The sequence below is a fragment of the Streptomyces sp. NBC_01077 genome (assembly GCF_045162855.1).
Lineage (GTDB): Bacteria > Actinomycetota > Actinomycetes > Streptomycetales > Streptomycetaceae > Streptomyces.
Genome location: NZ_CP108669.1, coordinates 5,351,882 through 5,372,467, shown reverse-complemented (window position 1 = coordinate 5,372,467; position 20,586 = coordinate 5,351,882). Strand labels below are relative to the sequence as shown.

At 68.0% G+C, this 20,586-nt stretch carries 25 protein-coding genes; 14 read left to right on the top strand and 11 right to left on the bottom strand.

Features of this window, described 5'->3' with window-relative positions; translation table 11 throughout:
- Positions 1–12 precede the first annotated feature (12 nt).
- Positions 13–687, bottom strand: a complete 675-nt coding sequence (locus OG462_RS24325; protein WP_406060667.1) for a pentapeptide repeat-containing protein — start codon at positions 685–687, stop codon at positions 13–15.
- A 124-nt stretch (positions 688–811) separates the two neighbouring features.
- Here OG462_RS24325 and OG462_RS24320 point away from each other — a divergent pair, with 124 nt between their 5' ends.
- Both OG462_RS24320 and OG462_RS24315 read left to right on the top strand, forming a co-directional pair.
- Positions 812–2,002, top strand: coding sequence for an NAD(P)-binding protein (locus tag OG462_RS24320; RefSeq protein ID WP_406060665.1), 1,191 nt, complete (start codon positions 812–814; stop codon positions 2,000–2,002).
- A gap of 150 nt (positions 2,003–2,152) precedes the next feature.
- Positions 2,153–3,151, top strand: coding sequence for a zinc-binding dehydrogenase (locus OG462_RS24315; RefSeq protein WP_406060663.1), 999 nt, complete (start codon positions 2,153–2,155; stop codon positions 3,149–3,151).
- A 33-nt stretch (positions 3,152–3,184) separates the two neighbouring features.
- Here OG462_RS24315 and OG462_RS24310 read toward each other — a convergent pair whose 3' ends face one another.
- The 4 genes from OG462_RS24310 to OG462_RS24295 all read right to left on the bottom strand — a co-directional run bounded on the left by OG462_RS24310 (position 3,185) and on the right by OG462_RS24295 (position 5,804).
- Complete coding sequence (locus OG462_RS24310; protein ID WP_406060661.1) at positions 3,185–3,520, bottom strand: hypothetical protein; 336 nt, start codon at positions 3,518–3,520, stop codon at positions 3,185–3,187.
- 9 nt (positions 3,521–3,529) lie between these two features.
- A complete protein-coding gene (locus OG462_RS24305; protein ID WP_406060659.1) occupies positions 3,530–4,009 on the bottom strand; it encodes a GNAT family N-acetyltransferase in 480 nt (159 codons plus the stop codon).
- A gap of 139 nt (positions 4,010–4,148) precedes the next feature.
- Positions 4,149–5,036: an aminoglycoside phosphotransferase family protein gene (locus OG462_RS24300; RefSeq protein ID WP_406060658.1), complete on the bottom strand. Its 888-nt coding sequence runs from the start codon at positions 5,034–5,036 to the stop codon at positions 4,149–4,151.
- A gap of 9 nt (positions 5,037–5,045) precedes the next feature.
- A complete protein-coding gene (locus OG462_RS24295; protein WP_406060657.1) occupies positions 5,046–5,804 on the bottom strand; it encodes a DsbA family protein in 759 nt (252 codons plus the stop codon).
- Between the two features lie 164 nt (positions 5,805–5,968).
- On the opposite strand from OG462_RS24295, the gene OG462_RS24290 reads away from it, so the two are divergent.
- Positions 5,969–7,357, top strand: a complete 1,389-nt coding sequence (locus OG462_RS24290; protein ID WP_406060655.1) for an NAD(P)/FAD-dependent oxidoreductase — start codon at positions 5,969–5,971, stop codon at positions 7,355–7,357.
- Between the two features lie 169 nt (positions 7,358–7,526).
- Here OG462_RS24290 and OG462_RS24285 read toward each other — a convergent pair whose 3' ends face one another.
- Complete coding sequence (locus OG462_RS24285; RefSeq protein WP_406060653.1) at positions 7,527–9,617, bottom strand: restriction endonuclease; 2,091 nt, start codon at positions 9,615–9,617, stop codon at positions 7,527–7,529.
- Between the two features lie 131 nt (positions 9,618–9,748).
- Positions 9,749–11,224, bottom strand: coding sequence for a hypothetical protein (locus tag OG462_RS24280; RefSeq protein WP_406060651.1), 1,476 nt, complete (start codon positions 11,222–11,224; stop codon positions 9,749–9,751).
- Positions 11,225–11,472: 248 nt separating this feature from the next.
- Between OG462_RS24280 and OG462_RS24275 the strand changes: the two genes are divergently transcribed.
- Entirely contained in the window at positions 11,473–11,766 is a 294-nt protein-coding gene (locus tag OG462_RS24275) for a hypothetical protein (RefSeq protein WP_406060650.1), read from the top strand.
- Between the two features lie 253 nt (positions 11,767–12,019).
- Here the strand turns inward: OG462_RS24275 and OG462_RS24270 are convergent, their stop codons facing one another.
- Positions 12,020–12,427: a hypothetical protein gene (locus tag OG462_RS24270; RefSeq protein WP_406060649.1), complete on the bottom strand. Its 408-nt coding sequence runs from the start codon at positions 12,425–12,427 to the stop codon at positions 12,020–12,022.
- A 35-nt stretch (positions 12,428–12,462) separates the two neighbouring features.
- Positions 12,463–13,218 (bottom strand): GntR family transcriptional regulator, encoded by a 756-nt coding sequence (locus OG462_RS24265; protein WP_406060647.1) that lies wholly within the window; start codon positions 13,216–13,218, stop codon positions 12,463–12,465.
- 78 nt (positions 13,219–13,296) lie between these two features.
- On the opposite strand from OG462_RS24265, the gene OG462_RS24260 reads away from it, so the two are divergent.
- From OG462_RS24260 to OG462_RS24215, 10 genes are all read left to right on the top strand, one after another.
- On the top strand, positions 13,297–13,575 hold the full coding sequence (locus OG462_RS24260; protein WP_406060646.1) for a hypothetical protein: 279 nt from the start codon (positions 13,297–13,299) through the stop codon (positions 13,573–13,575).
- 12 nt (positions 13,576–13,587) lie between these two features.
- Positions 13,588–13,887 (top strand): hypothetical protein, encoded by a 300-nt coding sequence (locus OG462_RS24255; RefSeq protein ID WP_406060643.1) that lies wholly within the window; start codon positions 13,588–13,590, stop codon positions 13,885–13,887.
- Positions 13,888–14,059: 172 nt separating this feature from the next.
- Entirely contained in the window at positions 14,060–14,284 is a 225-nt protein-coding gene (locus OG462_RS24250; protein WP_073917670.1) for a hypothetical protein, read from the top strand.
- Positions 14,285–14,292: 8 nt separating this feature from the next.
- Positions 14,293–14,964, top strand: coding sequence for a GntR family transcriptional regulator (locus OG462_RS24245; protein WP_406060641.1), 672 nt, complete (start codon positions 14,293–14,295; stop codon positions 14,962–14,964).
- On the top strand, positions 14,961–15,305 hold the full coding sequence (locus OG462_RS24240) for a hypothetical protein (RefSeq protein WP_406060640.1): 345 nt from the start codon (positions 14,961–14,963) through the stop codon (positions 15,303–15,305). Before OG462_RS24245 ends, OG462_RS24240 begins: the two co-directional genes overlap by 4 nt.
- Positions 15,306–15,910: 605 nt before the next feature.
- The gene (locus OG462_RS24235) at positions 15,911–16,192 is read left to right on the top strand and encodes a hypothetical protein (protein WP_406060638.1); all 282 of its coding nucleotides are present in this window, start codon (positions 15,911–15,913) and stop codon (positions 16,190–16,192) included.
- Positions 16,189–16,689, top strand: a complete 501-nt coding sequence (locus OG462_RS24230) for a hypothetical protein (protein ID WP_406060636.1) — start codon at positions 16,189–16,191, stop codon at positions 16,687–16,689. Before OG462_RS24235 ends, OG462_RS24230 begins: the two co-directional genes overlap by 4 nt.
- Positions 16,667–17,035, top strand: a complete 369-nt coding sequence (locus OG462_RS24225) for a hypothetical protein (protein ID WP_406060634.1) — start codon at positions 16,667–16,669, stop codon at positions 17,033–17,035. Before OG462_RS24230 ends, OG462_RS24225 begins: the two co-directional genes overlap by 23 nt.
- A gap of 454 nt (positions 17,036–17,489) precedes the next feature.
- Positions 17,490–18,368, top strand: coding sequence for a nucleotidyltransferase (locus tag OG462_RS24220; protein ID WP_406060632.1), 879 nt, complete (start codon positions 17,490–17,492; stop codon positions 18,366–18,368).
- A gap of 7 nt (positions 18,369–18,375) precedes the next feature.
- Positions 18,376–19,275 carry an S-4TM family putative pore-forming effector gene (locus OG462_RS24215; RefSeq protein ID WP_406060630.1) on the top strand — a complete coding sequence of 300 codons (900 nt, stop codon included), beginning with the start codon at positions 18,376–18,378 and terminating at the stop codon, positions 19,273–19,275.
- Positions 19,276–19,891: 616 nt separating this feature from the next.
- Here OG462_RS24215 and OG462_RS24210 read toward each other — a convergent pair.
- Together OG462_RS24210 and OG462_RS24205 are read right to left on the bottom strand one after the other, a co-directional pair.
- Positions 19,892–20,098, bottom strand: a complete 207-nt coding sequence (locus OG462_RS24210; protein WP_406060628.1) for an e9imm peptide — start codon at positions 20,096–20,098, stop codon at positions 19,892–19,894.
- A 20-nt stretch (positions 20,099–20,118) separates the two neighbouring features.
- Positions 20,119–20,586, bottom strand: a complete 468-nt coding sequence (locus tag OG462_RS24205) for an NUDIX domain-containing protein (RefSeq protein ID WP_406060626.1) — start codon at positions 20,584–20,586, stop codon at positions 20,119–20,121.

The window sequence follows — 20,586 nt, the reverse complement described above, 5'->3', positions numbered from 1 at the left end:
CCTCCCCCGCCCCTACCCCTCCACCCGCACTCCCAGCTGCGCCGCGAGCACCGGCGCCAGGTCGAAGAGCTGGGCCGTCGAGATCACCGCGCCCGCGAGCGACTCCACCCCGCGCGCGATCTCCAGCCGCTGGGCCCCTCTCAGGTCCACGTCCTTGAGCCGCGCCCCGCTGAAGTCCACCCCCGTGAGCACGCAGTCCACGAACTCCACCCGTTCGAGCACCGCGCCCCCGAAGTCGGGCTCGCTCAGCACGCACCCCTCGAAGACGACGTCCTTCAGCTTCGCCGACCGCAGATTCAGGTAGTCGCTCTTCCCTCCCCGCACCACCACTCTCTCCAGCACCGCCCCGTGCAACTGCGCCCCGCCGAGCCGCGCGTCGACGAGCTCCACGTCCCGCAGCTGCGCCCCGGCGAGGACCGTCCCCACCCCCCGTACGCCGGTCAGCACCGAGTCGAGGAACCGGGCCCCCGTCAGCCGCGCCTCGTCGAGCCCGCACTCCCGCAGCGCGCAGTCCAGGAACCGCGCACCCTCCCCCGACTGGCCCGTGAGGTCGAGCCCGGCCAGTTCGAGGCCGTCGTAGTCCCCGTCCGGTTCGAGCCCTCCCTCGTACGTCTCCAGGGGAGGAAGCCGCACCTCCGGCCTCCGCGCCCCGGCAACCGCCGCCTTCTTCTTCCGAGTCGTCGCCATGACCTCATAGTGATGTACGCCACTGACAACGCCTCCGATGTCACGAACGCGGCCCCTCCCCCCGTCCCCCTTGCGACCGGACACGAGCCGGACACGAGGTCGAACGAGGGAATGGGAGACGGGCATGCGGAAGCTCACGATCATCGGCGGCGGCTTCGCCGGACTGACCGCGGCCATCACCGCCGCCGAGGCCGGCGTCAAGGTGACCCTGCACGAGGCGCACCGGACCCCCGGTGGCCGGGCGCGTACCGCCGAGGGCCCGTACCGCACCAACGAAGGCCCGCACGCGATCTACTCCGGCGGCCCCCACTGGACCTGGCTCAAGCAGCGCGGCCTCCTCGGCCCGCTGGCCCCGCTCCCGGCCTCCGAATCCCTCCGTTTCCGCTTCCACCGCGCCGGCGCCCTGCGCCTCGCGCCGCCGCTCGGGCTGCTGCGCCAGTCCCTCCGTACCGCCGAAAAGGCCCCCGTGGACCTCGACTTCCGCACCTGGGCCACCGGGCTCGCGGGCGAGCGCACCGCGCACGCGGCCGCCGCGTACGCGGGGGTCGCGCTGTTCCACCACGACCCCGGCGCGCTCTCCGCCCGCTTCGTGCAGGAACGCCTGCACCGTGCCGCCGCCGTGCCGCCCGAGGCGCACTTCATCCGGGGCGGCTGGGGCGAGCTGATCGAGCGGATGGTCGCGCGCGCGTGGGAGACCGGCGTACGGATCGAGACGTCGTCCCGTGTCGACTGCCTCGACGGCCTGCCGCTCGGCGAGGGACCCGTGGTCGTCGCCACCTCCCTGCCCGCCGCCGCCCGGCTCCTCGGCGACCCGTCGCTGACCTGGGAGAGCGGCCGTACGGTCCTGTTCGACCTCGCGCTGCGCACCCGGAAGGGGGACCCGTTCGTGATCTCGGACCTGGACGCGCCGGGCTGGATCGAGCGGTTCACGGCCCAGGACCCCTCATTGGCCCCGGCCGGGCAGCAGCTGATCCAGGCCCAGCTGCCGATCGGCCCCGGCGAGTCGAAGGCGGACGGCGTCGCCCACGCGGAACGCCTCCTCGACCTCGGTTTCCCCGGCTGGCGCGAGCGGACGGTGTGGCGTCGGGAGTCGGTGTCCCAGGGGCGTACGGGAGCAGTCGACCGGCCGGGCACCACCTGGCGCGACCGGCCGGCCATCGACCGGGGCGACGGCGTGTACCTGGTGGGCGACCAGGTGGCGGCGCCCGGCGTCCTCGCGGAGGTGTCGTTCACGAGCGCGGTCGAGGCGGTGTCGCTGGCGCTGCGCGCGGAACGCGTCGATCTCAGGCAGGGCCTTGACCTCAAGCATGCTTGAGGTAAGAGGCTTGCCCCTGTCACCACGTCGCCACACGACTCACCGGGTCGCAGCGCGGCTCACCGGGTCGCTGCACGGCTCACCGGGTCGCAGCACGGCTCACCGAGTCGCAGCACTGCTCACCACGGCTCACCACGACAGGGGAACACCATGCACGCCATCCGCCTCCACACCTTCGGCCCCGCCGAGAACCTCACGTACGAGGAGACCCCCGACCCCGTACCGGGCCCCGGCCAGGTCCGCATCAAGGTCGCGGCGGCCGGCGTGCACCTCCTCGACACCGCGCTCCGGCAGGGGATGACGGGCCCGTTCCCGGCGCCCGCCGAACTGCCCACCATCCCGGGGCGCGAGGTCGCCGGCACCGTCGACGCGCTCGGCGAGGGCACCGACCCCGGCTGGCTCGGCAAGCGGGTCGTCGCCCACCTCGGCATGGCCCCCGGCGGGTACTCCGAACTCGCCGTCACCGACGCCGCCCGCCTCCACGCCCTGCCCGACCACCTCGGCGAGGCGGAGGCCGTCGCCATGATCGGCACCGGCCGCACCACCCTGGGCATCCTGCAGTTCACCGCACTCGGCCCCGACTCGGTGGCGATCGTCCCCGCCGCGGCCGGCGGCATCGGCACCCTGCTCGTCCAGTACGCCAAGAACGCCGGCGCCACCGTCATCGGCCTCGCCGGCGGCCCGGCGAAGGTCGCACTCGTCCGGGAGAACGGCGCCGACCTGGCCGTCGACTACAAGCAGCCCGACTGGCCGGAGAAGGTCCGCGCGTACCTGGGCGGGCGCACCGCCACCGTCGTCTTCGACTCGGTCGGCGGCGACACGGGCCGGGCCGCCGTCGACCTCCTCGGCAAGGGCGGGCAGCACGTCGTGTTCGGCTGGTCGGGCGCCGGACTCCACGACGGCGAGGCACTCACCTTCACGCCGGAGGAGCTGGCCGCGCGCGGCATCACCTCGGAGTCCGTCCTCGGCCCCGTCATGATCCAGAAGGCGGGCGGCGACGTCCGCAACCTCGAACTCGCCGCCCTCGACGCGGCGACCACGGGCACCCTCCGCCCGGCCGTCCACCGCTTCCCGCTCGCGGACGCGGCGGGCGCCCACCGCGCCCTGGAGACCAGGGGCACGACGGGCAAGGTGGTGCTGGTGCCCTGAGCCCGCCCGACCGTTCAGGAGGTCTTCGGGGTCTCAGACCCCGACCACATCCCAGGAGTGCGCCTTGAACTCCTTCAGGAAGTCGGGGTGGTCCTCCCACATCCGGGCGATGGAGCGCAGCACGTCCCAGTTGTGCTCCAGCGCCTGGTCCACCACCTGCCGCAGCTCCGGCGCCGACTCCCGCTTCTCCACGAGCCCGTTGACGGCGGAGGCGGCCTGCACCGTGTAGCGCGTGGCGCGCAGGGCCCGGGAGGTGTCGTCCATGCCGAAGCCGTGGTCGCTGCCGTTCGCCGGGTCGAAGAGCGGCGTCAACCGCGCTTCGATGAAGGCCGTGATCCGCTGAAACCGCTGCTCAATGTCCTTATCCATGCACCCTTCCTACACCCCCGCCCCACCGAGCTCGGCCAGCGCCCCGTCCGTCAGCCGGTAGACCGTCCACTCGTCCTGCGGGCGGGCGCCGAGGGACTCGTAGAAGTCGATCGACGGCTTGTTCCAGTCGAGTACGGACCACTCCAGGCGCTCGTACCCGCGCTCGACGCAGATCCGGGCCAGTTCGGTGAGCAGTGCCTTGCCGTGGCCGCCGCCCCGCACCTCCGGGCGGACGTACAGGTCCTCCAGGTAGATGCCGTGGACTCCTCGCCAGGTCGAGAAGTTGAGGAACCAGATCGCGAAGCCGACGACCTCGCCGGACTCTGTCTCGGCAACGTGCGCGAAGGCGGCGGGGCGCTCGCCGAAGAGGGCCTCGTGGAGTTGCTCGGGGGTCGTACGGACCTCGTCGAGGGCCTTCTCGTACTCCGCGAGGTCACGGACGAGGGCGTGGATCACGGGAACATCGGCGGGCGTGGCTGTACGGATCATGGGACCAGCCTGCCAAGGACCCGGCGGTCCTGGCGAGCGAGTTCCGCACAGGCATGGGACGCACGGGTCGCGTAGGTCGTGCCGGTCGCACTGGTCGCGCAGGTCGCGCCGGTCGTGCCGGTCACACCAGTCGCACCGCTCACGCCCTCGCGGCCCGCAGGATCCGTGCCACCTCCACCTGTTCCGCGTCCAGGCCGGGCTCCCCGTCCTCCACGTCCCACAGGCCGTTCTGCAGCACCCGGCCCAGCGTCCACGCCACCGCGCGCTCCCGGTCCCCGACGACCGCCGCCAGCAGGTCGAAGCGCCACAGGACGTCGTCGGGATCGAAGCGGTCCATCAGGGCCGGCAGCAGCTCGAAGCCCGGGTCGCCCGCCAGCGGTTTCGGGTCGATCGCCAGCCACGGTTCGCGTTCGCCCGCCATGACGTTCCCCAGGTGCAGGTCCCAGTGGAGCAGCCGGTCGCCGGGTTCGCCCGCCACATCCCGTACCGCGGCCGCGCAGTCCCGCAGCACCGCCGCGTCCTCCGCGCCGAGGTGTGCCGTCGCCTCCGGGACCTCCGCGAGCATCCCGGCCGCGATGTCGCCGAGCCCCCGCAGTCCGGCCGGCGCCGGGACCGCCACCAGTCGGGCGAGCAGCCCGGCGACGATGCCCAGCGCCTCCCGGGTGTCGGTGACGGACGTCAGCGGCCGGGCCTCGTCGAGCCGCTCCAGGAGCATCGTGCCCGTGGCGGCGTCGTGGTCGAGGAGCCGTACCGAGCCGGCCCCGTCCCAGGCGCGCAGGCCGATCGGCTCCCCCTCGGTCTCCTCGTCCAGGATCTGCATCTTGAGCGCCGCGCGGGTGCGGTCCGCGACCCGCTCGACGGGCAGGACCAGGGAGGCCATCCCGTACATCGAGGGGCCCGTGACCCGCAGCCCCCACCGGCCGAGGAAGTCCTCGGCCAGATCGGGCAGCCCGGCGACGAACGCCCGCCCCGCCTCACCGTTGTACTTCGCCTGCGACCGGGCCAGTTCCTCGGGTACGTGAATCACCCCACGACCCTAGACACCGGCGTCGCGGAGCGCCTTCGAGAATTCCGTGGCGTCGTACAGTGCGTCGCCGCCCGGCAGCGCCGTCCCGTCCACCAGGACGGTCGGCGTCCCGCCCACTCCCGAGTCCTCGAAGGCCTTCTCCGCCTCCACCACCCACCGCCGGTACGTGTCCTCCCGCACGGCCCGGTCGAAGGCCGCGCTCCGCAGCCCCTCCACCTGGTCCGCGATCCGCAGCAGGTAATCGGCCGAGAAGCCGTCCTCGGACTCCCCGCCGGGCTGCGAAGCCTCCCCTCCCGGTTGCGAAGCCTCCCCGCCGGGCTGCGAGGCGAAGAGCGCCGTCTGGAACGAGGCGAACTTCCCCGGCCCCGCGTCCACCGACGCCCGCAGCGCGCTCGCGGCCCGCGCCGAAGCCGTACCGCCGGTCCGTGCGTCGAGGAAGGAGGCGACGACGTACTCGACCTTCACCCTGCCCGCCGCGGCCTCCTCCGCGAGGACCGTGCCGGCGCTCGCCTCGAACCTCGCGCAGTAGCTGCACCGGGGATCGACGTACACCGTCACCGTGTGCGGAGCCTTCGCGTCACCGACGACGATCTTCGTACCGTCCGCGGCCGCGGGAAGCCTCGCCAACACGTCCGCGTGCTCCGCGGGAACCACGGCCACCGCCGCGGCCACCGGCGTCCCTCCCTCCGAACACCCCACCACCACAAGGCCGATGAGACCTGCTGAGACAGCCGCGGCGACCAGGCGCCGGGTCCTGCGTACGGGCATGGGAGAGTCCTTCCGGAGCAACGGAATCCGCAGCCGCCACGCCTGCGCCGGCCACCCTCGAACCTAGGCCGGGCCCCGTCCGGGAATCGCTGCCGAAGGACCCGTATCCACAGGACCAAGGCCCCCGGTAACCTCCCGCCCACGCACCCGGAAGAGGGATACACATGAGTACGGTCAACGGCGGCATCTCGTTCTGGTACGCGCAGGACGGCGCCCCCGACCCCCGCGAACCGCTCCCCGGCGACACCACCGCCGACATCTGCATCGTCGGCGGCGGCTACACGGGCCTGTGGACCGCCTACTACCTCAAGAAGGCCGTCCCCTTCCTCAACATCACCGTCCTCGAAGCGAAGTTCTGCGGGTACGGAGCCTCCGGCCGTAACGGCGGCTGGCTCTACAACGGCATCGCCGGCCGCGACCGCTACGCGAAACTCCACGGCCACGAGGCGGCCGTCCGCCTCCAGCAGGCCATGAACGCCACCGTCACCGAAGTCCTCGACGTCTGCGAGACCGAGAAGATCGAGGCCGATCAACACCGCGGCGGCGTCCTGGAAGTCGCCCTCTCCCCCGCCCAGCTCGCCCGCCTCAAGGACTTCCACGCGGTCGAGATCGCCTTCGGCGAGACGGATCGGGAGATGTACGGGGCGCGCGAGACCTCCGACCGCATCCGCGTCACCGGCGCGGTCGGCTCCTCCTGGACCCCGCACGGCGCCCGCCTTCACCCGGTGAAGCTGGTGAAGGGCCTCGCGGCGGCCGTCGAGGCGCTCGGCGTGACGATCCACGAATCGACCCCGGTCACCGAGATCAAGCCGAAGCACGCGGTCACCCCGTACGGGACGGTCCGCGCCCCGTACATCCTGCGCTGCACGGAGGGTTTCACCGCCTCCCTCGCCGGCCAGCGCCGCACATGGCTCCCCATGAACTCCTCGATGATCGCCACCGAGCCGCTCACGGACGCCCAGTGGGAGTCCGTCGGCTGGGCCGGCCGCGAGACCCTCGGCGACATGGCGCACGCCTACATGTACGCCCAGCGCACCGCCGACGGCCGCATCGCCCTGGGCGGCCGGGGAGTCCCGTACCGCTTCGGCTCGAAGACGGACAACGACGGCCGCACGCAGCCCCAGACCATCGAGGCCCTCCGCGAGATCCTGGTCCGCTTCTTCCCCCAGCTGGCGGGGGTACGGGTGGACCACGCCTGGTCCGGCGTCCTCGGCGTCCCGCGCGACTGGTGCGCCACGGTCACCCTGGACCGCTCGACGGGCCTGGGCTGGGCGGGCGGTTACGTGGGCTCCGGCGTCGCCACGGCGAACCTCGCGGCCCGCACCCTCCGCGACCTGATCCAGCAGGACTCGGGCCAGTCGGGCCCGACCGACCTCACGGCCCTCCCCTGGGTCAACCACAAGGTCCGCAAGTGGGAACCGGAGCCGCTGCGCTGGCTGGGAGTCCAGACGATGTACGCGGCCTTCCGGGGCGCGGACCGCCGCGAGGCGACGGGCCACGCGGCGACGACGGACAGGGTGGCGATCCTGGCGAACCGCCTGAGCGGTCGCTGAGGGAGGGGGGTGGGAGCGCCGGGCGCTCCCACCCCCGGCCAGTCCGCGTGGGGGTCCCACCTCCGGCCAGTCCGCGTGGGGGTCACTCCACCTGGCCGGTCCGCACCGGATTCACTCCACCTGGCCGGTCCGCACCGGATTCACTCCACCTGGCCGGTCCGCATCGGATTCACTCCACCTGAATGCCGAAGTCCCCGACGAGCTCCTCAAGCCCGCCCCGGTACCCCTTCCCGCCCAGGACGAAGTCCCAGTCGCCCCCGGAGCGCCGCCGGAAGGACCCGAGGACGAGCGCGGTCTCCCCGGGCCGCCCGTCGGAGACGACGAGCCGGTCGAGCTCGGCCCCGGAGTCGTCGCGCAGCCGAATCCCGGCGTCGGTGAACCCCCCGAGATCCGCTTCCGGATTCACCTCCGGATCGACGGCCGCGACGAGCACAAGACGATCGGCGCGCGCCGGCAGCGCGTCGAAGCCGACCCGGACGGCGGCCCGGTCGCCGGGTGCGGCAGCGACCATGGACACGGAACCATCGGGTGTGGAGGGGTTGTTGAAGAAGACGAACCACTCGTCGCCGAGGACCTGGTTGCCGGCGCAGACGAGCGCGCAGACGTCGAGCGCGGCAGCCCCGGCCCACACCATCCCGAGCAGATTGAAGTCGGCATCGGCTTCGGGGGTGGAGGTGGCGGTGGGAGCGGCGGCCACGGGTGACGCCCCGGACCCCAACCGGCCCCGAAGCCCGTGCTGATGAAGCAGATCGACAAGCTCGGTCCCGGAAATGAGGGTGAGGGGCTTGCCGTTGGCGAAGGTGTAGGAGCCGGGACCGAACTTGGAGGTGGTGACGAGGACGCCCTTGTTGGCGCCCGCGCCCTGCACGGTCCCGAAGAGGTCGCGTACGGCGGAGGGAGGGACGGTGTTCCGGTACCGCTTGACCTGGACGAGGATGGACCCGCCGCTGATGGGGTCGGGGTCGAGGGCCTCGACGTCCACACCGCCGTCATTGGACCGCTGGGTGGTGACGGCCTGAAGCCCCCGGGCCTGGAACAACTGGGCGACGAGCCCTTCGAAGGCGATGGGATCCATGGAGAGCAGATCGGGCTCCTCCCCGTCCCCCTGCACGACGACGTCGGCCCCGACCTGCTCAGGGGTCAGCAGGGGCGCGACGGCGACCCGCTCGTCGGGCTTGGCGGACAGCCGCCCGGCAAGCGCCCCGGTCAGACACTCCACAGCGCCCACGAACTCAAGATTCAGCCGTTCGAAGACACCCCGCTCCACGGCGACGGAGGCCACGCACACGCGCCCGGCGAGCCCGGTGGCGGGATCGACCCCACCTACGTACCCGTTGAGGGTGACGCCCTCCAGGACGCCGAAGCGATCAGCTCCGAAGAGCTCGTACAGGGCGAGGAGCACACTCTGGGCGACCACGTCCCGATAGAGGGCGCGCCGCTGGGTGACGGGCCGGGGAACCTCCCTCTCCTGATCCGTACCGGGCAGGTATTTGACCCCCTTGGCCTCGGGCACCACGTCGTACCCGGGCAGGTCCCAATCGAGCACGAGCCGGCGCCGACCCGGCTCGTAGGCGGCGGACACCTCACGAGGAAACCCCTCGGGCCATGCGGAGGAGGCGAAGAGCACGGCGGAGAAGAACTCGACGACGGTCTCGGGATCCCCACCGCCGAGGGCGGCCTCGGTCCCGGCAACCCCACTGTTGTGCACGCGTATCTCGGCGAGTCGCGCGGCGGCCCAAGTGTCGTACTCCCGTCGGTATGCGGCCAGTTGCTCGACCCGCCGGGCCTCGGCGGCCTGGGCCGCGTACCAGTCACGCTCGAACCGGGCCCGCGCGTCCCGCTCGGCCTGGGCCCGCCCGGAAGCGGTCCAGGCACTCTCGGGCTGATAGAAGCGCTGATCGGGCATGGGTACGGGCTCGCCCAAGGGCCCGGGTGAGAACGGCTCGACCTCCTCCCCCCGCCGCAGCGCCTCGACGCTGAAGGCAGGCGCTCGACACCCGGCGGCCAACAAGCCCTCGAGCGCCTGCACGCGCGCGTCCAACTCCTGGGTCCGCCGCAACGCATCCGCGTCCCGCTGCTGCCGATAGGCGGCCCGTTGCTCCCGCTGCATCCGGGCGACGTCCCGCTCGTACGCCCGCTGCACCCGCTCGGCATCCCGCTGCTGCCGCAGGACGGCCTGATGCTGCCCCTCCCGCTGCCGCTGCGCCACCCGCTGCTGCTCGGCCCACACCCCGATCAGCCCACCGGCCCGCCGACTCATCCGCCGCACCCCTCCCCAAAACACCCCACACGCTGACGCCCCCGTAACGCACAAGTGTCCCGGACCAAGACGGTCCGGGACACAGGAACGACGGGCTCGGGTGCGATCCGACGCGACCTTGCGCGCACGGCTCAGGGCTCCGCCGCCTGCTTCAGCAGCCCCTTGACGGACACCGTCGAGTTGACGGAGACCCAGCCGAGACCGTACCTCTCGGCCTCTGTCTGCGTTTCGTTCTCGTCCAGGTCTCCGTACAATTCGTCGACCGACGGAGTCTTCTCCCGCCCCGCGAGGTCGATCGAGGTGACGAAGCCATTGATCACGTCTTGCGGCGACCAGAACGCCACCGCATAGCGCGGCTTGCGTGTCACGTTGATCAAATTGGCGTTGTAGCGAACCCTGCCGTGATACATGACTTGCTCACCGCAGTCGTCGGGTGCGCAGCGCCCACCGTCCGCCTCGACCCAGGACGGGTCGGCGTAGAAATCATCGTCGAGCTTTCCGCGATCCTGCCTCAGGAAGGTGAAGGAAAGCTCGGCGTCCAGCGTCTCGAACTTCGTGGCCTTGGGGAGAGTGATCACTCTCTCCATCTTGAACTCCTCCCCGATGTCCAAGGTCGACCAAGGTCCCTGGAACTGCCCGGATGCGATGATCTCATCGGTTGCCCCCTTCTCGAAGGCCTGCGCATCCGAGTTCCAGTAGACGTCTCCCTCGTCACTCTTCCATTCCTTCATCCCCTGGCCGTCGCCAGCGAATTCCGCTGTCTTCCCGTAGACCGAGTAGTCGTCGACGATGATGTACACGGGGATCCCCCCGGCATTCTTCGCGGAGAGCTTGAGGGGAACGTGAACATAGGGCGAATCGGCATCCGTCTGCGGTTTTCCGAATTCCGCTCTCAGGACGAAGTGCAGGGGAGCGGCGATGGGTTGGTACACCAACGAGTAGCCCAGGCTGACGGCTGTGAGGATCGCCGTGATGGTGATCCCTGCCGCGAACTTCCTGGGGTGGGGAATCCCTCTCCACACCTTTTCCAGGATGAGGACGCGGAGGGCCCACAGCGACCAGAGCCACAGGGCGAGGAAAAGCGGGACGGTGGCGATGAACTCTCGCTCCTGCAGCCACAGGAACAGGAGAAGGGTGCTGGTGGCCAGCGCCATGAGCACGCCGAGCAGGACCAGCGCTCCGGAGAGCGTGACCTGTCGGCGGCCCCAGTGGTCGACGACCGCGGGCAACGCGGCCCCCTGAACCAAGCCTGCCAACAGGAACAGAACACCGACCAGCCGTTGCGCGAAGGTCAGCGCCCCCAGGGCGTCCGCCCAGCCGATGACGAGATGGAGACCCGTCGAGCCGAGCAGGCCCACGAGCATGAGGCCGATGACCAGGTGCCGCCTCCAGCCCCGGTCGTCGGGCCAGACGCTGCTGTCACCGCCACGCCAGTGAACGCGCGAGGGGTCGTCGAGGTCCATGTCGTCGGGGTAGCCCAGGCGCCGGATGACCTTTCGCAGTTCACCGAGCGACCAGGCGCTGCCCACTGTCTTGCCATGAATGGTGATCCGGCGCAGACCACGCCGGTCAGGTGGCTCGACGACTACCCAAGGTCGTATGCCCATGACCCCACCCTCAGCGCCCCACCCGCCATGTGCACGCCGAACTGCTGCGTTGGACTGAATCGGAGGCCTCGCGAGCAGGCGCCGCACGGCCCCGTGACGGAAAGGGCCGGCGCCGGGGAATCGCCCCTCCTGCGCCGGGGCGTTGCCTACCGCAAGGGTTCGTCACTCTGCGAACTCACCCAAATACCTACCGCTAGGATCGCGGGCGTTGCCGCAGCCATGCGGCGGACCGAGATAGGGGCATCTGAATGGCCATCATCGTCACCTTCGAGCTCCCTGGCGCCGGGCAGGAGCTCTACGACGCGGTCATCGAGCGTGTGACCGCCGGGCAGGGCTTCACACAGTTCGCCGACCTGCCGAATACGGGTCTCATCTCTCACGCGGCGGGGCCGGTCGACGGAGGCTTCCGCGTGACCGAGGTCTGGGAGAGCGCAGAGGCCCTCGAAACCCACGCGAGGACCTTCGGCCCGGTCCTGGCCGACCTCGGCCATGCCGACGTGCAGCCCACGATCATCCCGGCGCACAACGTCGTCGTCCGGTAGGAACGGTTCAGGCTGCGCCCGCACTTCGGCCCGTGGACGTCGAAGACCCCCGACCGTGATCGGTCGGGGGTCTTCGCCCTTGAGCCCCCTGTCGGGTTCGAACCGACGACCCCCGCTTTACAAGTTCGGTCAGGCAGGTCCTTTAGGGCCCTGCACCGGATCAGGTCCCGCTCTCAGCAGTCGCCTGGCACCGCCCTCGTTCGGGGCCGTTGATGTCAGCTGTAGATGTCAGGACTGGCCGCCTGCTCTTCGGTCACCAGTCGCGCCAGGCGTCGGTGATCTCGGCTCGGTTGATGCCTTTCCTCGCCGCCAGGGCCGCCACGTCGACACCGTGCTCGCCCAGGGTGCGGTCGATGTACTCGCACAACTGCTCCCGTTCTTCGGTGCAGTAGCCGGCGCCACCGTGGCTAACGCCGTCATCGACTGCGTTGAGCGCGAGAACGACCCTCTCGACCGCACCGAAGACGTCGCCGTCAGAAGGCTCAGTGAGCCCTCGGACCTCTGCCTCAAACGCTTCCAGCGCTGCGTCCGTCGCCTTCAGCAAGGACTCGGGGTACATCTCCGCCGCGCTGGCGCACTCGGGCTCCAGGATTCCGGCCTCGACGTCGCGGGCCACTTCCGCCATCCAGGCACGCCAGTTTTCAGGGGGTCTGTTCGCCATGGCGAGAAGGTATGCCGGAGCACTGACATCGCTGCCTAGTGGTTGATGGGGATCTCGTAGACGATCTCGCACAGTGCGGCGGGTACGACGATGTCAGCGGTCTCGACGGGCCGCCCCTGGTCGCTGTAGTAGGTCCGCCGGATGTGGGTAACGAGCGCGGCCTTCTGGATCCCGAGAAGCGACGCTTCCTCGGCGGTGGCCTGCCGCGGCTCGGGCTGCTCGACGGCATGGCTGACGGTGACGCCGATCTCCGCCATCCGGTTCACGACGCCGACCCCGGCAAGCGGCCCACCCTCAGGCAGAACGACAAGGGTCCCGCCGGTCAGGTCGTACGGCTCCCAGCTCGTGGACAGCTGCACGGGCCGCCCGTCGGCGAGGAACTCGTACACGGTCCGGACGCACAGTTCACCTTCACCAATCCCGAGCCGCGCAGCGATCTCGGCCGGCGCGGGCACCTTCGCGTCGGTCCGGCTCTCCCAACCGCCGTTCAGCCCGACGGCCTTCATGTCTGCCCGGAACGGTGATCCGTCGGGCTGCTCACGCGCCGCAGACCGAACCATCCGCACCCGCGCCCGGGGCTCGGCCACGTAGGTCCCGGACCCGGCTCGCCCCTCCAGTACCCCCTGCGAGATCAACAGCTCCTGGGCCCGGCGAACGACGTTCTCACCCACCCCGCACTCCTGGCCGATCTGGGCCCGCGAGGGCAGCCGGTCTCCAGGAGTCCACTCGTGCTCCGCGATCCGCCGCCGCAGTTCGTCGGCGATGCGGAGGTATGGCGGCTGCTCAGGCATATGGAAAATCTAGTCCACTAGCTCTAATCTAGTTAACTAGCTTCACTGAAAGTGATCGCCGGTGACGGAGGCTGCCCTGTGCCTGCTCCAGAAGTAAGCGCGGAGGCCCTCGCCGCCCGGTTGTCCGCCATCGGACTCACCACACGCGTGCTCGACCACACCAGACACACGTCCATCGAAGCGGAGGTACCGGAATCCCTCCCCGCCGAGACATGGCGGGAGGCCCTGGAAGTCGTGGCACAGGCGGACCGCTTCGGTCTCCTCGCCACCAGCCTGGGCGGCCGAACCCTCTGGGCCGCCGTGAACAAAGCGGTCCCCGCGACGGGCGATGTCCGGGGACCTGGCCATCAGCGATAGGAGCTGATCAGCGTGTTCAACCGTATCCGCCGTGCCATCGCGCGCACCAGAGAGCGGTACTCCCAACAGCCCCGGCACCACGACGCTTTACAGCCCACCCGCCCGGTACGCATCCACCCCAACCCGTCCGAGGCACTGACGCTGCTCCTTCGGCAGCTCCAAGACCGCACGGACTTCCTCCCGGGCGAGGAGACGGCCCTCGTCCGCCCGTACGTCCTGGCCAGCGAGCAGCGCACACGACAGCGCTCGACACCTGTCCCGCACCACCTCCTCACCCACACGTGCTTCACGCCGGCGGAGGTCCACGGATGACGCGCGTTCCATCGTCGGCGGCCACTCCTTACCGGTCCAGCTCATGCCATATCGGCACCCACCACGAGTGCGCGCACTCGTGCCCGACGACGGCACCGATCGATATCCCCGTCATCTACGAGGCGTGCATCTGCCCCTGCCACTCCCCGACCACATCACCGGAGGCCGCCTCATGAATAGCTTCCCCTCCGGCGGCGCACTCGCCTCCCCGGTCGAGATCACCACGGCCACCGTGCAGCGCGGCGACGTCATCCAGATCGGCGGCCAACCGTGCCGAGTAGCTGACCTCCGGCAACTGCCCGGCGGCGCCAAGCGCCTCCTCTTCGAGTCGGGCGAGCTCCTGACGATGCACACCCGTACGCGCCTGATCGCCGTACGCGTGCTCAGAAGGTGGTGACTGACCCCATGCCGTCCTTCCGGCACACCATCGCCGACGACCTCCGAACGCAGATCACCACCGGCCACCTGAAGGCCGGCGCCCGCCTTCCCTCGGAACCGAGACTCGCCGCTCAGTACAAGGTCAGCACCCCAACCCTGCGCAACGCCCTCGCGCTTCTCCAGGCCGAGGGCCTGATCGAGAAGATCCACGGCAAGGGCAACTTCGTCCGCCACCCCCTCCGCAGACTCACGTACACCGGAGGCTGTCTCACCCCGGACACAGACCTCCACGTCACGATCCGCACCACCAACCTCCGAGCTCGCGGAGACCTGATCCCCCTACTCAAGGTCCCCTCGCGCACCCCACTGACAGAGCTCCTCTACCTCACTCACCAGGGGGAGTCGCCGCACAGCCTGGCCCGCATCTACGTCCCGCAAGACCTGGCGCCGGCCGAACTGCCGTGCTGTCGACCCGGGTGGGCGGAAACCCGAGAAACGGTCACCGCCCGACTTCCCACCCAGGAAGAGGCCTCCATCCTCCGGATCGGCTCGATGCTGGCCGTCCTCGCGATCACTCGCGTCTCATCCGACACCACCGGCCGCGTGGTCGAGGCGGCCCGCCTGGTGCTCCCTGGCGACCGCGCCAACGCACTCTTCATCACCCACCACACGACCGAAGAGAGGGGAACGGAAGGATGACAGCCCACAGCGAGCTCCGCCTCCTCCCGTGGTCGGGCCCCGATGGGAAGCCCTGCTACCTGAGCACCGACGACGACAGCAGCCACCTGTCCCGCCTGGCTGACTCCACCGAAGCGACCCAGCTCGGCCTGGCGACTGACCTCGTGACTCGCGCGCTGGAAGTCCTGAACGACGAGAAGACGGCTCCGGAAGACCTTCGAAACCTGTCCGCGAACCTGGTCGGAGCCCTACGGGACACTCTCCGCGTAGCAACAAGCCGCGGCCAGCGCCTATCGACCTCGCGGCCCTCCGCTCCTGGAGGAGACGACAACCCTCAACTGCCGGCAGCAGCCTTCGGGTAGCGATGCTGCCTCAGCTGGCAAAAAAGATGGCCTCGGGTTACGCCGGGGCCTTCTTCCTTGCACCAACTCCGCCCACGGCTCCGGAGGCCGTGCCGATCTCCACTGTCCGCCCAGGTCAGCGCCCTGCGCGTGACATGTCGAGCCTCATCAGTCCACGAACAGGCCACGTCTCATGGACCTGCTGCGGTGGCATGTACAACAGAAGCCATGCCACTGGTGCCTGCCAGATGCGTCGCCTCCTACCGCGCAACATCTTTCCAGGCGCCCGTCTCACTTGGTTGACCCGGTCGGCCAGGTGCTGTGCTGCTGCCTTCATGTCACACACAGGCAGCCGCCGTCGTTCCAGGCACCAATCGATCAGTGCTGCACGAGAAAAGGTCGAAAGTTACTGGAACACCCTTGCTTCAAAGGCAGTTGTGCCAAACTCATAGTCCTGGGGGGGGGACGAAAGTTGACGTGGCGAGCTCCGCAACTGCGAAAACAGGCCAGGCATGGCCGGATTCTTGCGGTGCTCGGCCATGCTCACCGTGCTCAATCAGCGTTGAGCGTCACTCCCGCCATCAAATGGACTTTTGCGGATCTTCATGGACTCCAGGGGGAGATAGATGACCGAGATCATCGCTGCCGTCATCGGCGGAGCGTTCGCGCTCGGCGCTGCCGTCATCACCGTGCGGTGGACGCGCTCACGCTCCAACAGTGATGGCGGTCCCGATCAACTGCCTCCTGCCGATGCCGCCCATCCCGGCGATTCCCCGGTCGCTGACTCTCACTCCATCGGCAGCACAAGCCCAGATGGCGTCAACATCAATGCACAGAACAGCGGGCAAGTCATCGGGACGAACCACGGAACAGTCTCGCAGACCAACTACCGCAACAGTAAGCGGTGAAACTCCCAACAATTAGCGCTGCGGCATTACTTGGGCTCGCTCAAGGGGTTCTCGGCGTTACTCTCGCCGCACTTTTTGCTCTGTTCAGCGTAGAGCTCATTAGTGAAAAGTTCCCGGAGGCCATACCGGCTGTCGGCCGGTTCTTCGTCGACCTGCTGGAACTCTCGTCCGATGAGTATGTTGCATCCTTCGTTCGGGACCGAGTTCTCGTCTTTGCTGTCATCGGTATCGCATTCGCCTTATGGGTAACGCATAAGTGGCCAACACTTGTGAAGACCCTCGGGCAGGCGCTCAACCCGTTCGCCCGCATTGGTGTTGCCACCGTCTCGGCGGTCGCCGCTGTCTTGGTCGCGCTCATTTTGGCCGGCCCGCTTGGTCAGTCTAAAACAAAAGGCGAGTGTGTCTCATCCTTCGAGTTGCGGGTGGATCACACGCCTTCACTGGTGAGCAACACCGCATGCGGGGAGGGGAGCCGTGGCCGAAATCCAGGCGATTGATCAATACATTCAAACCAACAACGGTCGCGTCTATCAGAAGATCATCAACAATGAGGGAGTTGATGAAGCGACCAAGCGGCAGCTGAGGCATCTTGCTGTCTCCGCGCCCGAGATGCTGTCGAAGCTGGATATGATGCTGGAGAAGACCGGTGATTCGAAGGCGGCCGCGGCGCTAATTCGAGATGCAGGAAATATCTTGTCCGGCAACGACAGGGCGCTTACTCCATTCACTGATGCCGGCGATGATCCTATGTTTCCCGGCAAGGGGGAACGTGAGCTCCGTAAGGCCATCGCCGCTCCGTTCCTCGTGCTCATCGTGGCCGTCGCTCTGATCCTCTGGCTCTGACTCCCCGCATCAGATGATGCGTGGCGGATCAGCGAGGTGTGACCGTGCACTTTAGTTCGCTCCCGCGGCGCGGGGCTGCATAGCTCGCGTGTGTCTACGATCCAATTGCCCTGAGCTCATTGGAAATACGCCAACTTGCCTGACCTCCACCCCCGGGTGAACCAGTAGGCGAGGGGACCCCTGACCTGCGCGTTCCCGGGGCACCTCGCAGCGAGTCATTGTTGGTCGCGGCTGGTCACCCCTGAGCTCCCTCTGAGCTCCCTCGCACGGCCCAGAGGTGCCCCAGCCCTGCCCGTCCGCTGCAGCTGATGCCCGGACGGCGGCAGAGGCTGTGGCCAGCACTTCTACAGGGCCGATGATGCTGGCGATGCCGTATGCCTCCACAAAACCTCGTCGCGCTGCATAATGTCCTCCACAGCCCAGGGGGGCGCGAAGCATGAAGGGGCGGGGATAAGTGGCTCTTTTCACAAAGACCATCACAGAGGCTTTTTCCGAATACCTCAAGGCGAAAACTCCCAAGCAGTGGGAACGCGACGAGGTTACCAAATATCGAGCACGCATCCACGAGGTCCTGGACAGGGAGTACGGGGTTCTAAGCTTCTTTCAGAGTGGGTCATTCTCCAACGGGACCGGGATTACACAGAAAAGCGACGTCGACTACTTCACCCGCATCCCACTAGACAGAAAGACCACCCTCCCCGCATCCTTTCTAAATTCAATGAAGGAGCTACTCAAGCGAGAGCTATGGGAAGCGTACGACGTTCGAGTTTCCCGTCCGACTGTGTGTATCGATTTTCGACAGATGGTAACTCAGTACGAAATTACACCCGCCTTCTATTGCCGCACGGGACATAGCGAACAAGACGTCTTCCTAATTCCCGGGCCGGGTAACTCTTGGAGAGAAGCGGCACCGAAAGCGCACCTTGAATATGTCCGCACCGTCGATGGCCTGCATGGCGGGAAGGTCAAGGGCCTAACCCGCCTCCTGAAGGCGTGGAAGTATGAGAACTCAGTTCCAATCTCGTCTTTCTACCTTGAGATGCGCGCTGCCCAATACGGGGGAACCGCCGGTGACTTCACATACCCTTACGCTCTGCTGTCACTGGTCCGCACGATGATCGACAACGAATTGCGGTCCATGAATGACCCGACAGGCCTTGTCAATCGAATCACGCCATGCGGATCGGAAGCAGATCGCCTCAGCGTCATGAGGTCCATGAAGTCGGCCCTGCCGCATCTACTCACCGCCTGCGAGAAGTGGACGGTTAATGACTCGGAGGCATCGCAGGAGTATCAGGCGGTCTTCGGTGCGTCCTTCCCGACGGTGGTGTAGGACCGAAGTGAGCAACTCAACTACACCTCCGATCTGGGAGGCCCAGAATTCAGATGCATCTCTGCGTCTGCTAGCAGCCCAGCGGCGAACCTACTCAGACGCTAAAGTCCTTCATTTTGTGCGAGTTTCAATCATCGCGACCGCTGGATCACTCATCGCCGTTTCAACGTTCATCCTGAATCCATTTCGTCCTATGGTGGGCGCTGCGGCCAGCTTCGTTCTACTGATCCTGAGCGTCGCCTCATCCTCACGAGAGAAGCGCAAGATCGAGTCAGCCGCCGCCATTCAGGAGCGATTCGATACTGATGTATTTCGAATCCCTTGGCCGGGAAGCTCGACGCTGACCAAACCGAGCGCTGCCGATGTGGCCAGGGCCGCCCTTAGGCACAAAGGGGGAAATCTGCAAGATTGGTACGGTCTGAATTCGCCGGTCGCGCGACCCCTCGACGTACTGATCTGCCAGAGGGCAAATCTTGGCTGGGGAATCGCAACTCATCGAGCCTGGGCCGCGCTAACTCTCTGGCTTGGAGTGGGTCTTCTTGCAGTCGCAACCTGTTCGGCCGTTCTGGCTCGACTTGCACTCCTCGAAGCAGTCGTGGGGATCTACGCCCCTCTCGTGCCGATCTTCAAGGAGCTCATCGACGCATGGCAGAAGAATTCACAAAGTGCGAAACTGAAGGAAGAAGTGGATTCAGAGGCCGCCAAGCTATGGAACTCATCAATCAAGACCAAGAGGCCCCCAAGCGAGAGTCAATGCAGAAAACTCCAAGACAGGATCCTGGAGACTCGCCTGAACGGTGCTCTGATCCCGGACTGGTTTAACGCCCTTCTCAGGAAGCGAGAGGAGTCCGTGATGCGCTTGGGTACCAACGACTATGTTAGCCAGTCCCGGGAAGCGGGCTTCTGACCAGGCACTATTCGGCACGGTCAAGGCATCAGCTAAGCAGCTACGAGTTAGAGTCGCTTCGAGGTTGTGGTCTGCCAGCCTGCCGGACCCTCCGGCTCCCATCCCGTCTGCCGTCGACCAGCCGTGAAGCTGGCACAGGCTCTGGTGTCCAGACGGCACGCTCATCAGCCACCGTGATATGCGTACCGACGCGGAGCGACCACACCGGCCTGTGCCACTTCGCGGCAGCAGCTGCTCCCCGCCGCCCCTTCCCGGTGGTGCGGTCGCCTCACGCTCCCGTCATCTGTGACGGCGGGGGTACGGCGCCTCGCCCTCCTCAGGCCCGGTAGTCGGCCGGCCATGCGCAAGAGGCCACCCCTCCCTCGCCGCTGGCAGTCTTTTGGTCGCCCGTCTTGGCCGCAGTCGGCAGCGCTCGTGGCTACGCATGCCATGTGACGGTTGCCGTGCCTGAAGCCCTGCTTATGCTGCCCATCAACCCAAGCTGTCAGGCGTGCGGACGGCGGCCGGGCCGGAGCGGGGCGCAGACAGGAGCGGCGGCCCGGACGACGGGCCGCACGCGCCGCGCCGTGCGCGGCGGGTGCCTTGATGAAGTAGGGAAAGTCTTACCGCGCTGTCCTCAGAGAGCGATCGACTTGTAGGCCAGAGCCTTGTCGACGACCTTCTCGGGTGTCGGCTCTGGGTCAAGGTCCCAGAAGACGTAGTCACTGATGTGCGGGCAGGCCAGGCCCCGTTCGATGGCGACAAGGATCTCGGAAGACTCCTCCTCGGACGTCTCAGGACTCATCAGGCGCTGAACGAGGAGGATCGCTTCCTCGCGGGACATCCGTCGCGCCGGTTGCATGGTCACTGCTGCCTGATCAGCTGCCGGCCGTCGTGGCTGCGCACGTGGGGGCCCGCTCCGTCCAGAGCGTCGTGGAGACGGATCGCGTAGACCTCTGCCATGCGCTCGGTGATCTCTTCCGGGGTGAGCCATGCGACCGCAGTCGACTCGGCGGAGGTTCGTTCCTCGCCGCCTGCGGGCTTGCAGCGGAAGACCAGCGCCACGATGCCTCGGGTCGTGTTCTTGTAGACGCCGGTCAGTTCCTCGACCTCTACCCGGATGCCCGTCTCCTCCCAGACCTCGCGGGCCACACCCTCTTCGGGGGCCTCCGCGAGTTCGAGGACTCCGCCCGGGAGTTCCCAGGTGCCGTTGTCCGCGCGGCGGATCGCCAGGAGTCGGCCGTCTTCGCGTACGACCGCGCCCGCGACGGACACGGAGTGCAGTGGCGTTGACGTCGTCTCTCGGGCGCTGTTACTCATGTACAGGAGCAT